The 20,627-nt window shown below is 69.2% G+C and carries 24 protein-coding genes; 4 read left to right on the forward strand and 20 right to left on the reverse strand.

The genetic code is table 11. The annotated features are described in order from the left end of the window. Nucleotides 1–5: 5 nt before the first annotated feature. A complete protein-coding gene (locus ACIBH2_RS08490) occupies nt 6–893 on the reverse strand; it encodes a pyridoxamine 5'-phosphate oxidase family protein (RefSeq protein WP_397114862.1) in 888 nt (295 codons plus the stop codon). A gap of 70 nt (nt 894–963) precedes the next feature. After that, nucleotides 964–1,425 (reverse strand): VOC family protein, encoded by a 462-nt coding sequence (locus tag ACIBH2_RS08495; RefSeq protein WP_397116902.1) that lies wholly within the window; start codon nt 1,423–1,425, stop codon nt 964–966. 149 nt (nt 1,426–1,574) lie between these two features. On the opposite strand from ACIBH2_RS08495, the gene ACIBH2_RS08500 reads away from it, so the two are divergent. Then, on the forward strand, nt 1,575–2,108 hold the full coding sequence (locus ACIBH2_RS08500; RefSeq protein ID WP_397114864.1) for a CGNR zinc finger domain-containing protein: 534 nt from the start codon (nt 1,575–1,577) through the stop codon (nt 2,106–2,108). Nucleotides 2,109–2,127: 19 nt separating this feature from the next. Here ACIBH2_RS08500 and ACIBH2_RS08505 read toward each other — a convergent pair whose 3' ends face one another. The 17 genes from ACIBH2_RS08505 to pgsA all read right to left on the reverse strand — a co-directional run bounded on the left by ACIBH2_RS08505 (nt 2,128) and on the right by pgsA (nt 18,056). Continuing rightward, entirely contained in the window at nt 2,128–2,319 is a 192-nt protein-coding gene (locus tag ACIBH2_RS08505) for a DUF3046 domain-containing protein (RefSeq protein ID WP_397114866.1), read from the reverse strand. Nucleotides 2,320–2,473: 154 nt separating this feature from the next. Continuing rightward, nucleotides 2,474–3,640 (reverse strand): glycosyltransferase, encoded by a 1,167-nt coding sequence (locus tag ACIBH2_RS08510; RefSeq protein ID WP_397114868.1) that lies wholly within the window; start codon nt 3,638–3,640, stop codon nt 2,474–2,476. Between the two features lie 108 nt (nt 3,641–3,748). After that, nucleotides 3,749–4,459, reverse strand: a complete 711-nt coding sequence (locus tag ACIBH2_RS08515; protein WP_397114870.1) for a PIG-L deacetylase family protein — start codon at nt 4,457–4,459, stop codon at nt 3,749–3,751. A 47-nt stretch (nt 4,460–4,506) separates the two neighbouring features. Then, nucleotides 4,507–5,676: an ROK family protein gene (locus ACIBH2_RS08520; RefSeq protein WP_397114872.1), complete on the reverse strand. Its 1,170-nt coding sequence runs from the start codon at nt 5,674–5,676 to the stop codon at nt 4,507–4,509. Between the two features lie 11 nt (nt 5,677–5,687). Then, a complete protein-coding gene (locus ACIBH2_RS08525; protein ID WP_397114874.1) occupies nt 5,688–7,109 on the reverse strand; it encodes a sugar ABC transporter permease in 1,422 nt (473 codons plus the stop codon). A gap of 26 nt (nt 7,110–7,135) precedes the next feature. Continuing rightward, entirely contained in the window at nt 7,136–7,909 is a 774-nt protein-coding gene (locus ACIBH2_RS08530; RefSeq protein ID WP_397114876.1) for an ATP-binding cassette domain-containing protein, read from the reverse strand. A 5-nt stretch (nt 7,910–7,914) separates the two neighbouring features. Then, entirely contained in the window at nt 7,915–9,069 is a 1,155-nt protein-coding gene (locus ACIBH2_RS08535) for a sugar ABC transporter substrate-binding protein (RefSeq protein WP_397114878.1), read from the reverse strand. Nucleotides 9,070–9,177: 108 nt separating this feature from the next. Further along, the gene (locus ACIBH2_RS08540; protein ID WP_397114880.1) at nt 9,178–10,125 is read right to left on the reverse strand and encodes an NADP-dependent oxidoreductase; all 948 of its coding nucleotides are present in this window, start codon (nt 10,123–10,125) and stop codon (nt 9,178–9,180) included. A gap of 42 nt (nt 10,126–10,167) precedes the next feature. After that, nucleotides 10,168–11,232: a FecCD family ABC transporter permease gene (locus tag ACIBH2_RS08545; RefSeq protein WP_397114882.1), complete on the reverse strand. Its 1,065-nt coding sequence runs from the start codon at nt 11,230–11,232 to the stop codon at nt 10,168–10,170. Then, nucleotides 11,229–12,314, reverse strand: coding sequence for a FecCD family ABC transporter permease (locus ACIBH2_RS08550; protein WP_397114884.1), 1,086 nt, complete (start codon nt 12,312–12,314; stop codon nt 11,229–11,231). The genes ACIBH2_RS08545 and ACIBH2_RS08550 overlap by 4 nt, the downstream gene beginning before the upstream one ends. Nucleotides 12,315–12,321: 7 nt before the next feature. Beyond that, entirely contained in the window at nt 12,322–13,341 is a 1,020-nt protein-coding gene (locus ACIBH2_RS08555; protein WP_397114886.1) for an ABC transporter substrate-binding protein, read from the reverse strand. Between the two features lie 157 nt (nt 13,342–13,498). Next, entirely contained in the window at nt 13,499–13,672 is a 174-nt protein-coding gene (locus ACIBH2_RS08560; RefSeq protein WP_397114888.1) for a hypothetical protein, read from the reverse strand. 226 nt (nt 13,673–13,898) lie between these two features. Next, nucleotides 13,899–14,717, reverse strand: coding sequence for a hypothetical protein (locus ACIBH2_RS08565; RefSeq protein ID WP_397114890.1), 819 nt, complete (start codon nt 14,715–14,717; stop codon nt 13,899–13,901). Nucleotides 14,718–15,264: 547 nt separating this feature from the next. Continuing rightward, nucleotides 15,265–16,095: a PspA/IM30 family protein gene (locus tag ACIBH2_RS08570; protein ID WP_397114892.1), complete on the reverse strand. Its 831-nt coding sequence runs from the start codon at nt 16,093–16,095 to the stop codon at nt 15,265–15,267. A gap of 233 nt (nt 16,096–16,328) precedes the next feature. After that, the gene (locus tag ACIBH2_RS08575; protein WP_397114894.1) at nt 16,329–16,799 is read right to left on the reverse strand and encodes a helix-turn-helix domain-containing protein; all 471 of its coding nucleotides are present in this window, start codon (nt 16,797–16,799) and stop codon (nt 16,329–16,331) included. Between the two features lie 77 nt (nt 16,800–16,876). Continuing rightward, nucleotides 16,877–17,380: a CinA family protein gene (locus ACIBH2_RS08580; protein ID WP_397114896.1), complete on the reverse strand. Its 504-nt coding sequence runs from the start codon at nt 17,378–17,380 to the stop codon at nt 16,877–16,879. 13 nt (nt 17,381–17,393) lie between these two features. Further along, a complete protein-coding gene (pgsA, locus tag ACIBH2_RS08585) occupies nt 17,394–18,056 on the reverse strand; it encodes a CDP-diacylglycerol--glycerol-3-phosphate 3-phosphatidyltransferase (protein ID WP_397114898.1) in 663 nt (220 codons plus the stop codon). A 119-nt stretch (nt 18,057–18,175) separates the two neighbouring features. On the opposite strand from pgsA, the gene ACIBH2_RS08590 reads away from it, so the two are divergent. After that, on the forward strand, nt 18,176–18,718 hold the full coding sequence (locus tag ACIBH2_RS08590; protein ID WP_397114900.1) for an amino-acid N-acetyltransferase: 543 nt from the start codon (nt 18,176–18,178) through the stop codon (nt 18,716–18,718). A 36-nt stretch (nt 18,719–18,754) separates the two neighbouring features. Further along, entirely contained in the window at nt 18,755–19,039 is a 285-nt protein-coding gene (locus ACIBH2_RS08595) for a YciI family protein (RefSeq protein WP_397114902.1), read from the forward strand. A gap of 14 nt (nt 19,040–19,053) precedes the next feature. Here ACIBH2_RS08595 and ACIBH2_RS08600 read toward each other — a convergent pair whose 3' ends face one another. Then, the gene (locus ACIBH2_RS08600) at nt 19,054–19,593 is read right to left on the reverse strand and encodes a YceI family protein (protein WP_397114904.1); all 540 of its coding nucleotides are present in this window, start codon (nt 19,591–19,593) and stop codon (nt 19,054–19,056) included. A 103-nt stretch (nt 19,594–19,696) separates the two neighbouring features. Between ACIBH2_RS08600 and sigJ the strand changes: the two genes are divergently transcribed. Further along, nucleotides 19,697–20,623 (forward strand): RNA polymerase sigma factor SigJ, encoded by a 927-nt coding sequence (gene sigJ / locus ACIBH2_RS08605; protein WP_397114906.1) that lies wholly within the window; start codon nt 19,697–19,699, stop codon nt 20,621–20,623. Nucleotides 20,624–20,627: the final 4 nt, after the last annotated feature.

Consider the following 20,627-nt stretch of genomic DNA (forward strand, 5'->3'; position numbering starts at 1 on the left):
TCCTTTCAGGGATTGACGGGGGATAGTTCGGACGCGCCCCAGCGCAGCGGGCTGGCGTTGGCGATATCGACCACCTCGGTGATGGTGAAGTCGATCGATGCCTGCGCTCCCGGCGTGAATGTGGTGTCGTCCCAGGTGATTTCGGCGGTTCCGGTCAGTTGCAGCGTGGAGCCGGTGCGCCAGTCCGGGATCAGCAGGCCGCAGCGTGGTTCGGCGGCGATATTGCCCAGGGTCATGAACATGGAGTTGCCGCGATAGTCTGGCCACCGCAGGCGCGTCGGGGAAAGCACCTGGAGGAAACCGGGATTGCCGCCGCGATGGGAGGCATCGGCATTGCCGTCACGGTCGGCGGAGGCGATGAAGAAGGCGTCCGCGGCCGAGACGAACTCCTGTTGCGCGGTGTCGAGTTCCGTCGAGCGCCGCACGGAACCCGGTGCGCCGCCGCGCCACTCGTCGATACCGCGCTTGGTGATGTACTTGGGGCAGTTGGAGTACACCTGCTCGGTAGTGATGCGAAGCCCCGTATCCGTCGGCTCGGCAAGGCCGTTGACGCGCATGCGGCGTCGCCGCTGCGGCTGTAGGGCGATCATCCCGAGGCGTCGCGGCGACCGCAGGGCCTCCGCGAGCGGATCACCGGGTGGCGGCAGCGCGTCCACCACGATGTCGCGTTCGCCGGTGGCGCGGGCGAAACCGGCCGGGCCGACCAGCTGGCTCGCCCACAGTCGCCCCGCGTCGTCGGCCGCGGCGAGGACGACCATCGGCTGTTCGGCGAGGAAGGCGGCCGCGGTGTGCGGAATGTCGGCGCGGATCATGCGTCCGACATGCTGGGCGATATCGGCCTGACCCATGCGCTCCTGCACGGCCAGTTCACCGGGGTGGTAGCTGACGGTCATCGGATCCTCCGTGGGGCACGCGGCCCGCGCTCCAGGTCGCGGGCCGTCTATCGGTGAAACGCGCTGCGGCTCAGAAGAATCCGCAGGTCGGTGCGGAACCGCTCGGCGCGGGCGCGGAGTCCGCGCCGCTGGGCGCGTACACCTCGAGGCGAATCCCATCCGGATCGGCGAAGAAGATGCCGCCCGAGGACGCGCCCTCGCCGTGAGCCACCACACCGTCGTGGGCGAAGGTCACGTTCAGGTCCTTCAGTGTCGTCTCCACCGAACGCACCTGGTCGATGGAGTCGACCTGGAACGAAAGGTGATGCAGGCCGGGGGTTTTGGCGGAGAACTCGCCGTCGCTCTGCTGCCACAGCGTGAGCACGAGCTTGCCCTCCGCGCCGAGGAAGGCGAAGCGCTGCTCGCCCTCGGTGCTGGCGCCCAGCTGTTCGAAGCCGAACGCACGGCGATAGAAGTCCACCGAACGGGTCAGGTCGGTGACGTTCAGGCCGATGTGGCCGGTGGCGAGCTGGGGTGCGGCCGTCGTCATGATTCCTCCGGGAAGATCTAACTGTCTTTGTCTGTTTTGACGGTTAGAACATAAGAGCAGTGCGAACCCACTGTCAACCCCCAACAGAAATTTGAGTGGTTAGAATGACGGTGCTTCAGCCGATACCCACAGGGAGCTGGTTAACCTCAGACATGCCCGATCCACGCCCGCACCTCGGCGAGCCGCTCGCATTGGACCTGCTCAACACCCGTTGGATGGGTGCGGACGGCCTGGTGGACCTGCTCACCGACGTGCCGGGTCTGCGGCAATGGCTGGCCGACAACGACCTCACCGCCCGCTGCGCCGCCGACGAGGCGACCCGCCGGGCCGTGGTCGAAGCGCGCGAGGCGATTCTGCGGGCGGTGCGCGAGGAATCGGTCGACGATCTCAACACGGTGCTCGACCACGGCCGCATCCGGCGCGCGCTCACCACCGACGGTCCGGCCGACGAGGTCGAGGTGGCGCACCGGGAATGGCTACCGGGCTGGCTTGCCGCCGACAATCTGCTCGGGCTCCTGGCCGCCCCCGAACGCATCAAACAGTGCGCGCACCCGCACTGCGTGCTGTGGTTCTACGACACCTCGAAGAACGGCGCACGGCGCTGGCACTCCATGGCGACCTGCGGCAACCGCGCCAAGGCCACCCGGCACTACGCCAAGAAGAGCGGGGACACCGCGGGCGACTGACGCCTGCGGCCATGCGCGACTACCAACGCGCCTTGGGCACATCGAATTCGGCGCACAGCGCCCGCCACACCTCGCGCGGATCGACCCCCGCCTCGATCGCCTGCGCGCCCGTGCGCCCATAGGCGGGCAGAACGTGATCGTTCAACAGCGCGTCACCGCGCGCCGTACCGAACTCGGTGTACAACAGCTCCTGGAACTCCGTCAACCGCACGGCCACGAGGGTACGCCTGCGGTCATCGACCACGCGGCCGCGCCCTGTGGTGGGCACCGCTACCGCGTGCTCGGACCCGCGCCTTCCCGAGCGCTCGGGTCGTCCGGTATTGCGGGCCGACCTCCGCTCCAAGCGGAGACGAGCTTTCCCACCGTCATGGGTGCGCGCGGGCGGCGGCGACAACGTCGTGGCACACCCGCACCGGGTCCGACACCACGCTCGCATCGGCCGCGGCCTTGCGGGCGGCGTCGATGAACGCCGGTTCGTCGAGAACCTGCCGCACCGCGGCGCGGACGGCCTCGGCGGCCAGCGGACGCACCAGCACCGAACTGCCTTGGCGGGCGGCACGATTGGCGAGCTCCCACTGATCGCCGCCGCCGGGCACCGTGACGATCGGCACCCCGGCGAGCAGCGATTTGGCCAGCAGCCCGTGGCCGCCACCGCCGACCACAACCGAAGCGTGGCGCAGGATTTCATCCTGGCGGCCCAAACCCGCGGTGGCCCAGGGCGGCAGGTTCGCGGGCGGGGTGTCGAGCATGGAAATGGCCACGCGCACACCGGCGCCGTCGAGCGCCTCCAGCACCGTCTCGGCCATACCGGTCACACCCGTATGGGCGGTCGACGGCGCGACCATGACGAGCGGATCATCACCGGGCGGCAGGTCGAGCACGTGCTTCGTGGGCTCCCACAGCAGCGGGCCGACCAGATGCGCATTGTCGGGCCAGTCCGGCCTCGGCACCTCCAGCGCGGGCAGGGTGGCGATGAGCCGCGCCGCCGGTCCCGGATCGCGCGGCGGCAGACCGACACCCGCGCGCGCCCGCTCCCGCTGCTCCTCGCCCTGGCGGATCGCCCGCGCGGTCAGGCCGCGCAGTACCGCATCGCGCGCCCGCCCGCCGAGCCCCTCGCCCGGGGCGAGCCCACTTCCGATGGGCGGCAAGCCTTTCGACGGCAGGTACAGCGGATGCGGCGACAGCTCCACCCACGGCACCTTCAGCCGCTCCGCCGCCATACCCCCACCGGCGGTGAGCACATCCGACACCACGAGTTCGGGCAGCATCGCCCCCAGATCCGGCAGGATCTCGGTCGAAATATGCGCCGCCCGTTCGTGAATCCGGCGTCCGGCATCGTCATCGTCGTCCTCAGCACGCGGCGCGAGCCCGCGCAGCCGCCGCACCCCGATCCCGGCCTCCAGGGCCGCGTCGAACCACCGGGGTCCGGTGAACAGGGTCGGCTCGTCCCCCGCCGCGAGGAACCGCAGACACAATGCGATCGCCGGGAACGCATGCCCCGGATCCGGTCCGGCCACCACCGCTACTCGCACGCGCCCAGCCTGCCACACACGCGAGACCGCCACATCCCCGCCGGGGTGGGCACACACGATTCACATGTTCGAATGCGCATAGTGCCGTGGCGGTATCGCGGGGTGGGGTCAGGCGCTGAAGTAGTACAGCTCGAAACCCGTGGCGCGCGCGGCCGGGAAGCCCTCGATCGGTCCGGTGGACATGTCGACGATCGCCCGGGCCTGGTCGATGACCGGTTCGGGGCTCAGCGCCTCCAGGTAGCGGCGGTGCGCGACCAGCGATTCGATGGCCGGGTCGATGGTGTCGGTGACATCCACGGTGTGGGTGGCGGTGCGGCCCATGACCGCCGCCCACTTCGGCGACCAGATGGGCAGATCGGCGAGTTCGGGGTGAATCCACTCGTTGCCCGCATCCGAGATGGCGTCGAGTCCGGCCCGTCCGACCGCGCGATGGTCGGCGCTGTTGGCGTACCCGGGTCCCCAGGTGTCGCTGAAGTTGAACAGCACCACCATCTCCGGCCGGTGACGGCGAATGGCGGCGGCCAGATCACGGCGCAGCGCGAGCGATTCCTCCACGCGTCCATCCGGATAGCCCAGGAACTCCACCTCGCTCACGCCCACGGCCTTGGCGGCGGCGATCTCCTCGGCTTCGCGCAGCGGCCCGGATTCCGCGGGCGGCAGTCCGGCGATTCCGGCCTCGCCGCTGGTGACGAGCACGTAGCGAATGTCCTTGCCCTGCCTGGTCCACCGGGCGACGGCGGCGGCAGCGCCGTATTCGATGTCATCGGGGTGCGCGACGATGACGATGCCGCGCTCCCATTCCTCGGGTAGCTGCTCCATAGCGCCATTCAACAGGATCCACGCCGGACGCAGTCCCGTTCGCCGTCTCACAGCGCCCCGAGAATGCCCTCGAAGGCCGCCTCCGCCGCGCCCAACAGCTTCAAATCCGCTCCGAGCGTGGACTTCTCGATGCGAACACCGCCGAGCGCCCGGCTCACGATACTGCGGCGACGCACCCGCTCCCCCAGCTCCGCCACCACCGCGTCGGGCAGCGCCGTGAACAGGTCGCCGAGAACGACGAGTTCCGGGCCGAGCACATTGACCACGTTCACCAGACCGAGTGCCAGCCAGTCGGAGTACTCCCCCAGCCGCTGGAGCGGATCCGAATCCCGTTCCAAGGCACGCAGTTCCGCGACAATGGTGCCGCGTTGGCTGTGCTCGGGCAGGCCGAGCGCCCGGCACAGCGCCGCCTGGCCCACCTCGGTCTCCCAGCACCCCTCGTTGCCGCAGTGGCAGGCGCGGCCATCGGGGCGCACCGTCATATGCCCGATCTCACCGAGGTATCCGGCGGCTCCGCGCAGCAGTCTGCCCTGCGCGACGAGTCCGCCGCCGACACCGACATCCGCGGAGACGAACACGGCGTCGCCGGAATCGCGCCCCGCACCGCGCACGTGTTCGGCGAGCGCCCCGAGTTCGGCGTCGTTGGCGACCGCCACGGGGACACCGAGTACGCCGCTCATGCGCCGCCCCAACGCCACCTCGGTCCAGTGCAGGTTGGCGGCGGCGTGCACGTGTCCGTCACCGCGGCGCACCACCCCCGGCACCGAGATGCCCGCGGCGACGGCGCGCACCCCGAGATCCTCGGCGAGCAGATGCGCCGATTCGGCGACGTGGGTGATGAGTTCGGCCGGATCCCGTTGTCGTCCATACAGATTCCAGCTGTTGCGCCCGAGGATCTGGCCGCCCAGTCCGACCAGCGCGATGACCGCGCGCTCGACCTGCACGTCCACCGCCAGCACCACCGCCGCCTGCGGGCGCGGCAGTACGAGCAGCGACGGGCGGCCCGCACCGCGCCCGGGCGCGACGGCCTGGCGCGGTACCCGCTCCTCCACCAGTCCGGCCTCGGCGAGTCCGTCCACCAGCATTTTGATGGTGGACCGGTTGAGTCCGAGATCGGTGGCGAGGGCCGCCCGGGTCGCCGGTCCGCCGGTATGCAGCAGCCGCAGCAGACTGGACCGGTTGTAGCGGCGCACCTCGTCCGGGCGGGCGACGGTCATGGCAGCAAAGCCTATTCGGCCACCGCACCACGCCGTCGCGAGAGGGCGTCGACGGTGGCGGCGAGCAGCAGCACCAGGCCGGTGACGATGGAGACCACGGCCGCGGGCTGCCGCAGCAGACCGAGACCATTGGACACCACGGCCAGTACCGCGCCACCCACGACCGCGTCGGCGACGCGGCCCTTGCCGCCGAAGAGGGAGGTGCCGCCGATCACCGCCGCGCCGACCGCGAACAGCAGCGTATTGAGCCCGCCCGCCTGCGGATCGACCGAGCCGACCTTGGACGAGTAGACGATCGCGCCGATGGCCGCACAGGACGAGCAGATGACGAAAGTGCTGGCCCGCAAACGGGTTACGTCGATACCGGCGCGGCGCGCCGCCTCCCGGTTGCCGCCGACCGCGTAGATGTGGCGGCCGTAGGTGGTGCGGTTGAGGACGTAGGTGCCGATGACCAACAGCGCCAAGACGATCGGCACCACGTACGGCACGCCGGAGATCTCGATGAGATCGCTCGGCGACCGGTTCACGGTGAGCAGTACCGTCACCACGGCCGCGAATCCGATGAGCGCCAGGACTTTCGCGAGCACGAGCGGTGTCGGCCGGGTCACCAGTCCACGCCTGCGCCGCAGCACATGTCCGCCCAAGGTGACCGCGGCGTACCCTCCGGCGGCCACCACGAACAATACCCAGCTGCCCACGGTCGACAGATTGCCGTTGGCGACCTGGTCGAGCACGTGCGAGGAGCTGATGCCGAGTACCCCGCCCTCACCGATGAGTTGGAGGATCACGCCCTGCCAGGCCAGGAACAGCGCCAATGTCACCACGAAGGACGGCATACCGATCTTGGCGATGAGGAATCCGGTGATACACCCGATGGCGGTGCCCACACAGACCGCGAGCAGCATCTCGATCCACGGATTCGCCTCGAAGCCGATGGTGGCGATGGCGACGCCGAGCAGCGACATGGCCACACCGGGCCAGATCCGCAACAGCGCGGCCAGCAGCGCCGCCACCAGCAGCAGCGCCACGAAGACCACGAAGACGGTGGATCCCATGCCCGACAGCAGGTTTCCGTTCTCCACGTAGTGCATGGCCAGCACCGCGCCCGCGACGCCGGAGGCGGTACCGGCCGAGAGGTCGATCTCGCCGATGAGCAGCACGTAGACGATGCCGATGGCGATGATGGTCTGGCCCGCGCCCTGGGCCAGCAGATTGGCCATATTGTTGAGCGAGAGGAATACATCCGACAGCACCGAGAACAGCACCACCAGCGCGATGAGTCCCAAGATGGCTGGCAGTGAACCGATTTCGCCGGAGCGCACGCGGATCACATAGTCGCGCACCGCTTCCCGGGTGCTCATGGTGGTGGTGTCTATCCCGAAGTCCGCGGCGGTGCCCGGTTCGGCGGCGTGGGTCATCTCGGTGTCTTTCACGGCACGGTCTTTCACAGCACGGTCTTTCACAGGACGGCGGCTTCCGGTCGCGCCAGGCCGAGGTCACCGGAGCGGCCCGCGGTGATGAGCTCCACCACCTGGCTGTGGGTGACATCGGCGGTGCGCACCTGCGCCGCCATCCGGCCCAGGTACAGCACCGCGATACGGTCGGCCACCTCGAAGACGTCGGCCAGGTTGTGGCTGATGAGCACGACACCCAACCCCTGTTCGGCGAGCCTGCGCACCAGGTCGAGCACCTGGCGGGTCTGGGCCACGCCGAGGGCGGCGGTCGGTTCGTCGAGCAGCACCAGATTGCTGTTCCACAGCACGGCTTTCGCGATGGCGACGGTCTGGCGCTGCCCGCCCGACAGCGCCGCGACCGGTGCGCGCACCGACTGCACGGTGCGCACCCCCAGCGAGGCGAGGGTGCGGCGCGCCGCCTCCTCCATACTCGCCTCGTCCATGAGCCACGGGCGGCCGCGTTCGCGGCCGAGGAACATATTGGCGACGATATCGAGGTTGTCGGCCAGGGCGAGATCCTGGTACACCACCTCGATGCCCAGGGCGGCAGCGTCTTTCGGTCCGTGCAACCGGACCGGTTCGCCCTTGAACCGCACCGTGCCGGAGTCGGCGGCATGGATTCCAGCAATGCATTTCACCAGCGTGGATTTTCCCGCGCCATTGTCGCCGACAAGGGCGGTGACCGATCCGGCCGGGACGGTGAGATCCACATCGTGCAGTACATGCACCGGGCCGAAACTCTTGTTCAGCCCGGTGATGTCGAGCAACTGCTCACTCATGGAGATCAGCCGAGGCCGAGTTCGGTGCAGACGGCCTTCAGGTCACCGCCACAGACGTCGGCGGCCTTGATGTACCCCGCGTCGATCACCTGTTTGACCTGTGCCTTGGTAATCGTGTTCGGGGTCAGCAGCACGGATTTCACGTCCCGCTTGCCCTTGGGGTCCTGACTCACGCCCTGCGCCAACGCATCCGCGGCGGCGGTGTCGCCCTTCGCCAGGGCGGCAGCGAGTTTCGCGGCGGCAGTGGCCTCGTCCTGGATGGGCTTGAACACCGTCATGTACTGGTCGCCGCGCAGAATCGACTTGAGCCCTTCGGCGGTGGCGTCCTGGCCGGTGACCGGGACGCGACCATTGAGGCCGTTCTTCTTGAGCACGGTGATGACCGCGCCCGCGAGACCGTCGTTGGCGGCGACCACGCCGTCGACCTTGCCGCCATTGCCGGTGAGCAGCTGTTCGAAGACGGTGCCGCCCTTCTGGTTGTCCCAGCCGTCGATGGCCTGGCTGTGCACCAGCTTCAGCGCGCCCGAATCATAAAGGGGCTTCAGGATATTCGTCTGGCCCTGGTGGAACAGCGTCGCGTTGTTGTCGGTAGGGGCTCCCTCGATTTCGATCACCTGCGCGCCCGGCTTGTCCTTCAAGGCGTCGGCGAGCGCCTGGCCTTGCAGTTCACCGACTCGCACATTGTCGAAAGAGACGTAGTAGTCCGAGGATCCACCGAGGCTGAGCCGGTCGTAGTCGATGGTCGGGATACCCGCCCGCTTGGCCTTGGCGGCCACCGCACTGCCGACCTCGCTGTTGATGGCGGCGATGACGAGCACCTTCACGCCCTGGGCGATCATGCCGTCGGCGAGGGTGCTGAACTTCTGCACATCGCCCTGGGCGTTCTGCACATCGGCGTCGAAACCCTCGGCGCGCAGGGCCTTTTCGAGCATGGGCTTGTCGAAGGATTCCCAGCGGGCCGAGGTGGCGGTCTCGGGCAGGATCACGCCGACCGTGCCATTGCCGCCACCCCCGCCCGGCGAGGTCGTGTGGTCGTCGTGGTCGGTGGTATTGGAGCCGCACGCGGTCAGGGCGAGCAGGCCCGACATGGCTAGGGCGCAGGCGGCATACAGCGGGCGACGGCGGGAATTGCTTGGCAGGAGACGGTTTTTCGTCCTCATCGGGGTGACCTTTCGAGCGGCGGTCACTGGGGTGTGGCCGCCCACGACCAAATGTTGTGGGCAACAACATATGCGAACGAGGTCACGCCCGATGGGGAATTGCCCGAATCAGGGCAGCAGGATCACCTTTCCGCCCGCGTGGCCTTCCATGACGAAGCGATGAGCGGCGGCGGCCTCGGTGAGCGGGTAGGTCGCGGCGATGACGACATCGAGCTTGCGGGCGCTGAGCAGCTCCAGCAGCTCGCGCCACGCGTTGGCCCGGATTTCGGTGCCGGGGTCCGCGCCGGGCCCGCCGCCGAGCGCCTTGATACCGGCCTGCGCACTGCGGCCGAAGGCGACGATGGTGGCGATCCGCGGGCGGTCGGCGACCAGCTCGAGCGAGACGTCCACGGCTTCGTCGGTGCCGACCGTGTCGATGGCGGCGTCGATTCCGTTGGGAGCCAAGGCCCGTACGCGATCGACCAACCCCGGCCCGTAGGCGACCGGCTCGACGCCGTAGGAGCGCAAACGCTCATGGCGCGACGGTGCGGCGGTGCCGATGACGCGCGCGCCTCGGGCCACGGCCAGTTGTGCCGCGATCGAACCGACGCTTCCGGCCGCACCGTGAATCAGGACGGTATCCCCCGAGCCGACACCGGTGGCCGCCAGCGTGTGCACGGCGGTGGCGCCGACCGATTGAATGCTGGCCGCGATCTCCCAACTGACCTCGACGGGTTTGGGGATGACCCGCGCGGCGCGGGCATTGAGCGCGGTGGCGTACGCGCCGCCGTCCACCCGCGTCAGCACCTCGTCACCCACGCGAATCGGGCCAGCGGGTCCGACCGCATCGGATCCCACCGCCGTCACCACGCCGGAGAGCTCGCCGCCCATGCGCAGCGGCAGCAGCTTCGGGTCGGTGCCGAAGGTGCCGTCGTAGCGCTTGTAGTCGAAGGGGTTCACCGCCGCGGCACGCACCTCGATGGTGACTTCGCCGGGGCCTGGTGCGGGCACCTCGACCTCGACGGCGGTCAGGACCTCGGGTCCACCGTATGCGGTGGCGATAATTGCGGTTGCCATAGCGCGGTCAACATACCGGTGGCGCATTGGATTCCCCCGGGGTCAGCGGGTGGTGCGCCGACCGCGACGCAACACCAGCGCGATCAGCAGCGGGCCGCCGAACAGCGCGGTGACGACGCCGACGGGCAACTCCGTGGTCCACAGGGTGCGCGCCACCCAATCCGACCCCAGGAGCAGGGCCGATCCGGTGAGCGCCGAGGCGAGCAGCGGCGGGCTGGGCGCGCGACACAGGCGCATGGCGATCTGGGGACCGGCGAAGGCGATGAAGGGAATGGGTCCGGCGGCGGCCACGGCCACCCCGGCCAGCAGGACCGCGATGATCAACAACGCGGCGCGGTCGCGGCCCAGCGGGGCGCCGACGCCGACCGCGCAGTCGTCGCCCAATTGCAGGGGGCCGAGGGTGCGCACGACCGGGAACAGCGCCGCGGCGCAGACGAACAGCCCCGCGGCGGCCGCCGTGGCATCGGTCCAGTCGCGGCCGTCCAGGGAACCGCTCAACCAGGTCTGCGCCGCGGCGGCGTGGCGCACATCCGCGTGTGCGATGAGCCATTCGCTGATGGCGCGCAGGAAGATCGTCACGGCGATGCCGATCAGGATGAGGCGGTAGCCGTCCACGCCGCGACGCGAGGCCAGCAGGTAGACGCCCAACCCGGTGAGCAGTCCGCCCGCGATGGCGGCGGCGTTCGTCCCGATCAGCCCGGTGAGCAGGCCGATGCCGGTGACGCCGGTCGCGGCGGCCACGGCGACGACGCCCGCCCCGGCGGTGATACCGAGAATGTCCGGTGAGGCCAACGGATTTCGGGATACCGCCTGCACGATCGCGCCGGACAGGCCTAGCGCCGCGCCGACGACCATGCCGAGCACCGCGCGCGGGAGTCGAAATTCCATGACCACCAGGCGGGTTCCCGCATCACCGGAGGCTCCGGCGAGGGTGGCGAACACCTCCGGCAGCGGTATGCGGTATTCGCCGATCGCCACGGTGGCGGCCGCCAGCACCACGATGAGCACGGCGAGGGCGATGAGCGCCAACACCATTCGCGGTCGCCACACCGTCGAGACCGGCCCCAGGCGCACGGGTGGGCGGGTGCGCCGCAGCAGTGTGCTCACCCGCGCCTCACTCGACCGGACCAGACCAGCGCCACGAAACACGGTGCGCCCAACAGTGCGAGCATGGTGCCGACGGGAATCTCGCCGGGGCGCATGACCATTCGGCCCGCGATATCGGCCAGCAGGACGAGAACGGCTCCGGCCAGCGCCGCGTACGGCAGCAGCCAGCGGTGATCCGGGCCGGTGAGACGGCGCACGAGATGCGGAACCATCAGTCCGACAAAGGCGATCGCCCCGCAGGCAGCGGTCGCCGCACCGGCGAGCAGGGTGAGGGCGAGCAGGCCGAGCAGGCGGGAGCGGACGATATCGACGCCGACGCCGCGCGCCACGTCCTCGCCGAGGTTGAGCATATTGATCACACCCGCCTGGGCGAAGGCCAGTATCAGGCCGAGCAGGATGAGCGGCAGGGTCACCCACAGCACATCGAAGCCGCGCGCGGCGATGGAGCCGGTGTTCCAGAAGCGGAAGACATTGAGCGCGTTGGTATCCGAGAGCACCGTCGCCGAGGTGAGGGCGCTGAGGAACAGGGTGAGGCCGGACCCGACGAGGACCAGGGTCAGCGGTCCGCCGTCGGCGGCTTGGGCCAGGCCGAACACCAGCACCGCCGCGAGTCCCGCACCGGCCAACGCGAACCAGACGTAGGCCGACGGTGAGCGCAACCCCAGCGCCGCGACGGCGACCACGACCGCGAAGGCCGCGCCCGCGTTGACGCCGAGCAGGCCCGGATCGGCGATGGGGTTGCGGGTGTGGCCCTGAATGAGCGCACCGGCGGTGCCCAGGGCCGCGCCCGCCGCGATGGCGAGCAGAGTTCGGGGCAGGCGCAGCGTGCGGATGGTGATGGCGGCGTCGTTGCGGGCGGCGCGGTCCGGGGTCATGGCCGCGATATCGGCCGCGTCCGTGGTGAATCGGTCGAACAGCGCGGTCCACACCGTGCCGAGGGCGATACTGTGCGCGCCCACGGCAAGGGAGGCCGCGACGCCGACGAGCAGGGCGCAGACCAGTAGCGACAGCCCGATCACGCGGCGACGGCGCGGGGCCCGGCGCACGGTCGCGCCGGGTCTCGTCAGTGTCGAAGACGCCATCCGCCGGTCAGTTTCGCGGCGTGGTCTGTTCGATCAACGGGACGATGCCGTCGAGTGCGACCGGAATGGAGAGAATGGTCTGCCAGCCGAAGGCCTTCTCCACCGAGTTCTCCAGATAGATGGCGCGGTTCTCGCGCATGGCCGCCAGGACGGCCAACGACGGATTGCCGGTGATGGTGGGGCGGCCACCCGCGGTGTAGGACAACTGATCCCAGATCAGCAGGTCCTGGTCGAGTAGGCGGGCGTTCTCGAGGGAGACATCGACGAAGAATTTGTCGCCGGTCAGAGCGTCGTATTCGGTGGGGGTGCGGAAGCCGAGGTTCTGGAAGAACCGGGAGCGTCCGTCCTCGCGGCCGAAGACGCGAGGTTGGCCGTTGCTGTAGGTGGCCACGGCGGCGGTGCGTCCGGCCCACTCCGGATGCGCGGCGCGGACGGCGGTGAATTTCGCCTCCACCTCGCCGATCAACTGTTCGGCCTTGGCGGGCTGGCCCAGCGCCGCGCCGATCTGGCGGGTTTTGTCCTGCCACGGCATGCCGTAGTCGATGTATCCGGCGCGCGGGGCGATGACCGGGGCGATCTTGGACAGCGAATCGTAATCCTGCTGCGTCATGGCGGAATTCACGCCGATGATGAGATCCGGTTTGGCGGCGACGACCTTCTCCACCGGAATCGCGGCGGAGCCCAGGTCCACGAGGTTCTGCGATTTGCCTTGCAGGTAGGGGACTTTCCAGTCCTCGACCTGATCGTTGAACCATTTGCGGGTGAGTACGGGCACCGCGCCGAAGGCCAGGACGTATTCGTCGTCGGCGTAGCCCACGACCGCGATGCGCTTGGGGGCCTGCTCGATGGTGGTCGCGCCGAAGCGGTGTTCGACCGTCACGGGGTAGGCGCCCGCCTCGGGCGTGACCGCGGGCATATCGCCGGTGGCGGCGCTGTCGGTGCTACCGCAGGCGCTGAGGACGGACGCGGCCAGCAGCAGACCGAGAACGACGCTCAGGACACGCCGCCCACGTGGTGGTATCCGCACAAGACTCCTAAGTAAAGTAAGGCTCACCTAATAGGTAGCCTGCACCTTGCCAGAATCTCGTGCCCGGCGTCAACAGCGTCGATTTCCGCTGCTCATACGCGAATCGGGCTGTACGCGACCACTTTCGCGGACAGCCCGACCGGCTTGCCTGTAACGCCTACAGTTTGCTCACCGTGTTCTTGTCCGATCCGGATACCGCCTTGTACAGCAGGTACAGACCGAATACGACCAGGCTGATCATGAGAATCGGGAACAGCCCCTTGATGAGCGCCCCGATAATGGCCAGGGCGATCCAGACGACCGCGACCACGCCGATGATCTTCCACAGCATTGCTACCTCCCGAAGTCCCGAACCGGCGAACGCGCGATCCGACATCTCCCATACTGACAGTCGTGCATTCGAAAAACACCAGGTCAGCAGCGATATCGGGGAAAGTTCCGGGTATACCCTGAGGCCGGGTCACCGCAGGGCGGACATTCGTTTCAGGAAAAGTGGCGGGCCGCCGAAGGTCTCGGCTCGACCCTTCCGAGCGGCAGCGCGGACCGGTAGGGGCCGCTCAGTACCGGGGCGGCTCGGCGCGGAAGCGGCTGTCGGCGAGGTCGGTGAGGGCCTGTGCCCAGCCGTCGAGGCGGTCGGCGGCATCACGCAGGTTGGCCATGGCCCAGCCGAGATCGTCGCCCAGGGCGGCGCTTTCGGGGACGGCGAGGACGCGCGCGGCGGCGGTGACCATCTGCTCGTACTCGGCGACACCGCTGTCGAGGCGTACCGCGATGGCGCGAATGTGCTCGCCGAGTGGGGAATTCGCCTGTCCGAGCATGCCCGCCGCGTTCTCCATGGCGACCAGGTCCGCGGCGAGCGCGTGGAGGGCGGCCGCACCGGAACCGGCCGTCTCGAGGGTGTCGACGATATCGTCGGCGGGCAGCCGACCGGATTGCGCGATCTGATTACCGAGCCCGTGCATGGCGCGCTCGGCCCGCACCAGCCGCGAGATCGCCGCCCGCGCCGCCGATCGCAACGGCGGCAACTTCCGTGGCACGAAAGCCGCTGGCGGCAAAGGGTCCTTGCGCAATTGCAGATACCGCTTGGTGGTCACGGCCGCACCGGTCACCAAGGCCACCGCACCACCGCCGACCACGACCACCGCCCACGCGGGAGCCGAAATCAACACCAGCCCAATGGTTCCAATGGTCGTCACCCCCGACGCGGTCCCCAACCGCAGACTCCGCCGCCGCACCCGCCGACGCTTGCGCAGTTCCCGCTCCCGAGGATCGGCCCACTTCCGCACGGCCGAGAACGCCTGCTCCCCCATCCCCCGCAAGGTCTCCGGCAGCCGCTGCGTCAACTCCTCGGGCTCGATCCCGGTGGGAGCCAACATCTCCCGCATCGTCTCGGCGGCAACAGACCGACGCTTACCACCCCGACGAGTGCCCTCAGACGCCCGCGCGCCGTACGACGGAGCCGGACCAGCCCGCCGCTCTCCCGCATTCCGCTCGCTGCGCGCATCGGACTCGCCCCACACCTCGCGTTCCGCGCGATCGGCTGGTGCCCAGCTCTCGCGAGCGGCACCGACGTCGAAGCCGGGCAAGGGGTTCCACGCCCGACTCGCGCGCTGTGTGGCCTCTGATGCGCCTGAGGAAGTGGCCTGATGGGGGCCGGTCGTGTGGTCGCGGTTCGGGGCTTCGCCGTAGGGCCTGTCGGTGGGCGGGTGCGGCGGCTGCGACGGCCGTTGGGTCGCAGGGGTTTCGGGGGTGGGGCGTTGGATCGGCACGGTCGGGAACAGCGGGATCGAGAAGCCGGTTGGGGGCGGGACGGGGCGCTCGGCTACCGGCTTGCGGCGGAAACGGGCGCGGGAGACCGCGGGCTCGCCTTCCGCCCGCGATCTCCCCATCGGTCGATGCCTTTCGATTACTGCTGTGGCGCGCTCACTGCTGCTGCGCGCTGCGGTCCTTGTTGAGCTGGGCCGGGGCCGGGTTGGCGGCGGTCTGGCCCTGGTTGAGCTGACCGGCCTGGCCGCCGGAGGGCAGGGCGTCGCCGCGCATGGAGGCACGGATCTGCTCGAGGCGGCTGTGGCCAGCCATCTGGATGGAGGCCTGCTGGACCTCGAGCATGCGGCCCTGCACGGAGTTCTGGGCCAGTTCGGCGGAGCCGAGGGCATTGGCGTAGCGGCGCTCGATCTTCTCGCGCACGGCATCCAGGCTCGGGGTGGTGCCGGGGGCCGACAGCGTGGAGTCCATCTGCTGCAGCGAGGCGGAGACCTGCTCCTGCATCTTGGCCTGCTCCAGCTGCGAGAGCAGCTTGGTGCGCTCGGCGACCTTCTGCTGCAACAGCATCGCGTTCTGCTCGACCGCCTTCTTGGCCTGCGAGGCGGCCTGCAGCGACTGGTCGTGCAGCACCTTCAGATCCTCGACGGCCTGCTCGGCGGTGACCAGCTGCGCGGCGAACGCCTCGGCGGCATTCGTGTACTGGATCGCCTTCTCGGTATCGCCCGCGGCGGAGGCCTGGTCGGCGAGCATAACCGCCTGCCGGGCATTGGCATTGAGCTTCTCGACCTCGTCGAGCTGGCGGTTCAGCTTCATCTCCAGCTGACGCTGGTTGCCGATCACGGACGCCGCCTGCTGCGACAGGGCCTGATGCTGGCGCTGGGCTTCCTCGATAGCCTGCTGGATCTGAACCTTCGGATCCGCGTGCTCCTCGATCTTGGAGTCGAAGAGGGCCATCATGTACTTCCAGGCCTTGACGAACGGATTAGCCATCGATTGATCCCGCCTCCATCTGACGTGCCGCGCGGGTGTGCGCGACATAGTGCGCGACCGTCACGCACCCCGTTGTGTCCCTATCCTCCACTGCGCGGCAGTCGAGCCGGTTGAGATCCTCGGCGGTCCCCCGGAGGGGACCGTCGCCGCACAACAACTCTGGCTCAAAGCCTACCGAGAATTTATCCCTTTCGGCTCCACCACACAGCTCACAGTCGTCACCACCCGGGCTATCACTCCGCCGGAACCAGCACCAGCCGATCCGACTTCGGCGCCGGAATGACGATGCGGGGGCCGAACGCGCCGTCCCCACCGCGCGGCGTCAAACCCGCGCCGCGCGCCTTCACCGGAGCCGCCACCGCGTTCGCCGGAGCGGCGCTGGCACGCGCGGGCACCGACTCCTCGCGCTCACCGTCGCGGGCGGGCGCGGCCGTGCCGACGGCCTCGCGCTCGGGTTCACGACGCGCCTGATCGGCGTCGGCCATGGCGGCACTGACATCGAAGAGGACCTGCGACAGCGGCAGATCCAAGGCTTGGCAGATGGCTGCCAATAGTTCGCTGGAAGCTTCTTTTCGGCCGCGCTCGACCTCGGACAGATAGCCCAGACTCACCCGTGCCGAGGTGGAGACCTCACGCAGCGTCCGACTCTGGGCGACCCGAGCGCGCCGCAGACTCTCCCCGATCGCTTCTCGCAGCAGCGTCATCTCGTTCTCCTCACTCGTCGCCGGACTCAGCGTCTGACTGGACAACGTCCAGCACCGCCCGCGCGTTCCCGGCCCCCTCAACCGCTCCGCAGGCCGCGGAGAAGTTCGGTGATCGCGGCCCGAACCGCACTCACCCTGATCGTCCACCGGTCTCCCGACAGTTTCAACCGGACAACCTCGGTGCCCTCCGGACCGGACAGGCCCAGGAACACCGTTCCGACCTCGCGGCCGTCCTGCGGATCGGGTCCGGCCACCCCCGTCAGACCGATTCCCCAGTCGGCCCCGCAACGCTGCCGCGCGCCCACGGCCAGCTGTTCGGCGGTGCTCGCGGCGACCGGACCGTCGGCGGCCAGGGTGTCGGCGCTCACACCGGCGAGGGTTTCCTTGAGGTCGGTCGCGTACACGATGAGACCGCCGCGCAACACCGCGCTCGCCCCCGGCACCCCGGCGATGGTGGCGCCGAGCAGTCCGGCGGTGAGGGATTCGGCGGTGGCGACGGTCTGCCGCGCGGCGATCAGCGCGCGCACCAGATCGGCGGCGGGCGCCTCGGCGGTGAGCGGATCGGTCGAGGAGGTGGTCATGGGCGCGGACCCGTCAGGCGGAGTGGCGGGGTGACCCGAACCAGAGCCGGGCCGCCTGCACCACGTAGTCGAGACCGGTGACGACGGTCAGCACCACGGCCACGTACATCAACGCCATTCCCGTTGTGGCCCAAGCGCCTTCGAGCGGCAGCACCAGCACCGCGATGGCGACCGACTGCACCAGGGTCTTGAGTTTGCCGCCGTGACCGGCGGGAATCACACCGCGCCGCACCACCGCGAGCCGCAGCAGCGTGATGCCGATCTCGCGCACACCGATGACCAGGGTGATCCACCACGGCAGATCGCCGAGCACGGACAGCCCGATCAGGGCCGCGCCGATCAGCGCCTTGTCCGCTATCGGGTCGGCGAGTTTGCCGAAATCGGTGATGAGGCCGTACTTGCGGGCCAACTGCCCGTCGAAGCGGTCGGTGATGGCGGCGATGCCGAACAGCGCGGCCGCGGCCCACCGCCAGTTCGGGTCGTGGCCGCCGTCGGCGAACAGGGCCAGCAGGAACAGCGGTACGAGGGCGATGCGCAGTACGGTCAGCACATTCGCGATGTTCATCAGCGGCACCGCCGCCGGTTCTATCTGCGAGTCGGGCCGCGGTGCTGGAACGAATTCGGAGCGCGGCGCACTCGCGCCCGTCCAGCGCCCCTCTTCACGTTGCACCGTCACCAGCGCCCCCACCGGCCGGTGAGACGGCCACGGGACCCGGATGATGCCGGGAAGCAGGGGGACTGGATGTCGGACACACCCCCAGCCTATCGGTAGCAAGGCCGACTACTGTGCACCCCATGACAACACGGGCACCTCACAGCGGTTCGGCGGACGGCGAGGCGACGGGCACCCCCGTCGTGCGCCGCGCCCGAACCTCGGATGTGGCCCGGATCAAGAGCCTCGTCGACATCTACGCGGGCAAGATCCTGCTGGAGAAGAACCTGGTGACGCTGTACGAGGCGGTCCAGGAATTCTGGGTGGCCGAACTCGACGGGCGGCTGATCGGCTGCGGCGCGCTGCACGTGCTGTGGGCCGATCTCGGTGAGGTGCGCACGGTGGCCGTCCACCCCGATGTGAAGGGGCTGGGCGTCGGACGGCTCATCGTCGACCAGCTCATCACGGTGGCGCGCGAACTGGAGCTGCGGCGATTGTTCGTGCTGACCTTCGAGGTGGACTTCTTCGCCCGGCACGGCTTCGTCGAGATCGACGGCACCCCGGTGACCGCCGAGGTCTACGCCGAGATGTGCCGCTCCTACGACACCGGTGTCGCCGAATTCCTCGACCTCAGCTACGTGAAGCCGAACACGCTCGGCAATACTCGAATGCTGCTGAACCTCTGACCTTTTCGCTCGTCCCACTCTCAGAAAGCCACACCCGTGCCGATCTTCGCCGTCCACTACACCTACACCGACGCCACCGCCGCGGCCCGCGCCGAGCATCGCCCGGAACACCGCGCCTGGCTGAACAACCTGGTCGACGAGGGTGTCGTCCTCACCAGCGGCCCGTACCCGGATGGCACCGGCGCGCTGCTGATCTTCCGTTCCGAGGACGCCGAGACCCTGGCGAACCTGCTCCCCCAGGACCCGTTCGCCAAGCTCGGCCTCATCGAGGATGTGCGGGCCGTCGAATGGCTGCCGGTGATGGGCGCGTTCACGGAGTAGCCGGACGGCGGCCGTCAGCGGCCGAGCGCGATGACCTCGAAGTCCAGGGTGACCTTCTTCGAGACCATGAGGCCGGTGGCGGCGTTCCAGTTCACGCCCCAGTCGTTGCGGTCGATCGTGGTGGCGCCGCGCAGCTGGATTCGCCGACTGCCGCCCGGGCCGGTGCCGACCTCGGAGAGCTCGAACTCCACGGTGACCGGTTTGCGCACGCTGCGGATGATCAGGTCGCCGGTGACCGCCAGGGTGGTCGCGCCGGTTCGGGCCGCCGCGGTCGCGAGGAACGTGAGCGTCGGGTAGGTGTCGGCGTGCAGGAATTTGTCGCGCAACAGGCCGTCGCGCTGTTCGTTGCCGGTGTCGATGCTGTGTGTCCGCAAGGTCAGTTCCGCGCGGAATTTCGCGGGGTCGGCGTCGAGGTGGGCGGTGCCGGTGAAATCGCCGAATTCGCCGCGGACGCGGCTGCCCATCGTGTGCTTGGCGACGAAACCGATGCGTGTGTACGTGGTGTCGAGGGCGAAGTCACCGGTCAGTTCGTCGAGTGTGATCGTGGTTGTCATGCCGATACGACGAAGTGGCCCGGAGGAATGTGAGGCGCGAACTCACATCTCGGGGTGCTGTGTCGTCGGATCGGTAGGACCGATGACGGAAGGCGGGCGCACCATGACCACCCACGACGAGGACGGCGGCCTCGACCCGAGTTTGGCCGCGATCATGAGCGAGCGACGGCAGCTGATCAATCTCGCGTATCGGCTGCTGGGGACGCTCGCCGACGCCGAGGACGTGGTGCAGGAGACCTACGCGCGCTGGTACTCCATGTCGCGGGCGGAGCAGGAGGCCATCGCCTCCCCCGGTGCGTGGCTGACCCGGGTCGCCAGTCGGATCTGCCTCGATATGCTCGGGTCGGCGCGCGCCCGGCGCGAACGCTATGTGGGCGAATGGATTCCGGAGCCGCTGCCCGCGGCGACCGACCGTGGCGCTCGCGCGGCGGGTGGGGCGGCCGATCCGGCCGATCAGGTCACCCTCGACGAGTCGGTCAATATGGCCTTCCTCGTCGTCCTCGAGGCGATGACCCCGGCCGAGCGGGTCGCCTTCATCCTGCACGATGTGTTCGGCTATCCCTTCGCCGAAGTGGCCTATATCGTCGGGCGGACACCGGCGGCCTGTCGTCAGCTCGCGTCGTCGGCGCGGCGGCGCATTCGTGACGCGCAGGCCCCCGCGACGCCGGTCGCTCAGCGCGCCGATCTGGTCCGGGGCTTCAAGAAGGCGTGGGACACACAGGATATCGAGGCGCTCATCGGGCTGCTCGACCCCGACGCCACGGCCATCGCCGACGGCGGGGGCATTGTCGCGGCCATGCTGCATCCGATGCACGGTGGCGAGCCCATCGCGCGCTACTTCCTCGCGCTCGCGGGCCAGGTGTCCGGTCTGCAGGTGCTGGAACGCACGGTCAACGGCCAGCCCGGCCTGGTGCTGGAGTTGGACGGCAACACCGAGGCGGTGCTGGCCTTCGACGTCGACCGGGACCGGATCACCCGCATCTGGGCGGTCCGCAATCCGGAGAAGCTGCGGGCCTGGACCGCGAGCTGAGGAC

The sequence above is a fragment of the Nocardia sp. NPDC050406 genome, from assembly GCF_044459025.1.
Classification (GTDB): domain Bacteria; phylum Actinomycetota; class Actinomycetes; order Mycobacteriales; family Mycobacteriaceae; genus Nocardia.

Excerpts from the sequence above, each read along its gene's own strand:
- ACIBH2_RS08520 (WP_397114872.1), bottom strand. The coding sequence starts at position 5,676 with ATGACCGTCGCCCGCCCGGACGAGGTGCGCCGCTACAACCGGTCCAGT.
- ACIBH2_RS08565 (WP_397114890.1), bottom strand. The coding sequence starts at position 14,717 with ATGTTGGCTCCCACCGGGATCGAGCCCGAGGAGTTGACGCAGCGGCTG.
- ACIBH2_RS08560 (WP_397114888.1), bottom strand. The coding sequence starts at position 13,672 with ATGCTGTGGAAGATCATCGGCGTGGTCGCGGTCGTCTGGATCGCCCTG.
- ACIBH2_RS08540 (WP_397114880.1), bottom strand. The coding sequence starts at position 10,125 with ATGGCAACCGCAATTATCGCCACCGCATACGGTGGACCCGAGGTCCTG.
- ACIBH2_RS08515 (WP_397114870.1), bottom strand. The coding sequence starts at position 4,459 with ATGGAGCAGCTACCCGAGGAATGGGAGCGCGGCATCGTCATCGTCGCG.
- ACIBH2_RS08575 (WP_397114894.1), bottom strand. The coding sequence starts at position 16,799 with ATGACGCTGCTGCGAGAAGCGATCGGGGAGAGTCTGCGGCGCGCTCGG.
- ACIBH2_RS08490 (WP_397114862.1), bottom strand. The coding sequence starts at position 893 with ATGACCGTCAGCTACCACCCCGGTGAACTGGCCGTGCAGGAGCGCATG.
- ACIBH2_RS08535 (WP_397114878.1), bottom strand. The coding sequence starts at position 9,069 with ATGAGGACGAAAAACCGTCTCCTGCCAAGCAATTCCCGCCGTCGCCCG.
- ACIBH2_RS08580 (WP_397114896.1), bottom strand. The coding sequence starts at position 17,380 with ATGACCACCTCCTCGACCGATCCGCTCACCGCCGAGGCGCCCGCCGCC.
- ACIBH2_RS08500 (WP_397114864.1), top strand. The coding sequence starts at position 1,575 with ATGCCCGATCCACGCCCGCACCTCGGCGAGCCGCTCGCATTGGACCTG.
- ACIBH2_RS08570 (WP_397114892.1), bottom strand. The coding sequence starts at position 16,095 with ATGGCTAATCCGTTCGTCAAGGCCTGGAAGTACATGATGGCCCTCTTC.
- ACIBH2_RS08590 (WP_397114900.1), top strand. The coding sequence starts at position 18,176 with ATGACAACACGGGCACCTCACAGCGGTTCGGCGGACGGCGAGGCGACG.
- ACIBH2_RS08600 (WP_397114904.1), bottom strand. The coding sequence starts at position 19,593 with ATGACAACCACGATCACACTCGACGAACTGACCGGTGACTTCGCCCTC.
- ACIBH2_RS08550 (WP_397114884.1), bottom strand. The coding sequence starts at position 12,314 with ATGGCGTCTTCGACACTGACGAGACCCGGCGCGACCGTGCGCCGGGCC.
- ACIBH2_RS08530 (WP_397114876.1), bottom strand. The coding sequence starts at position 7,909 with ATGAGTGAGCAGTTGCTCGACATCACCGGGCTGAACAAGAGTTTCGGC.
- sigJ (WP_397114906.1), top strand. The coding sequence starts at position 19,697 with ATGACCACCCACGACGAGGACGGCGGCCTCGACCCGAGTTTGGCCGCG.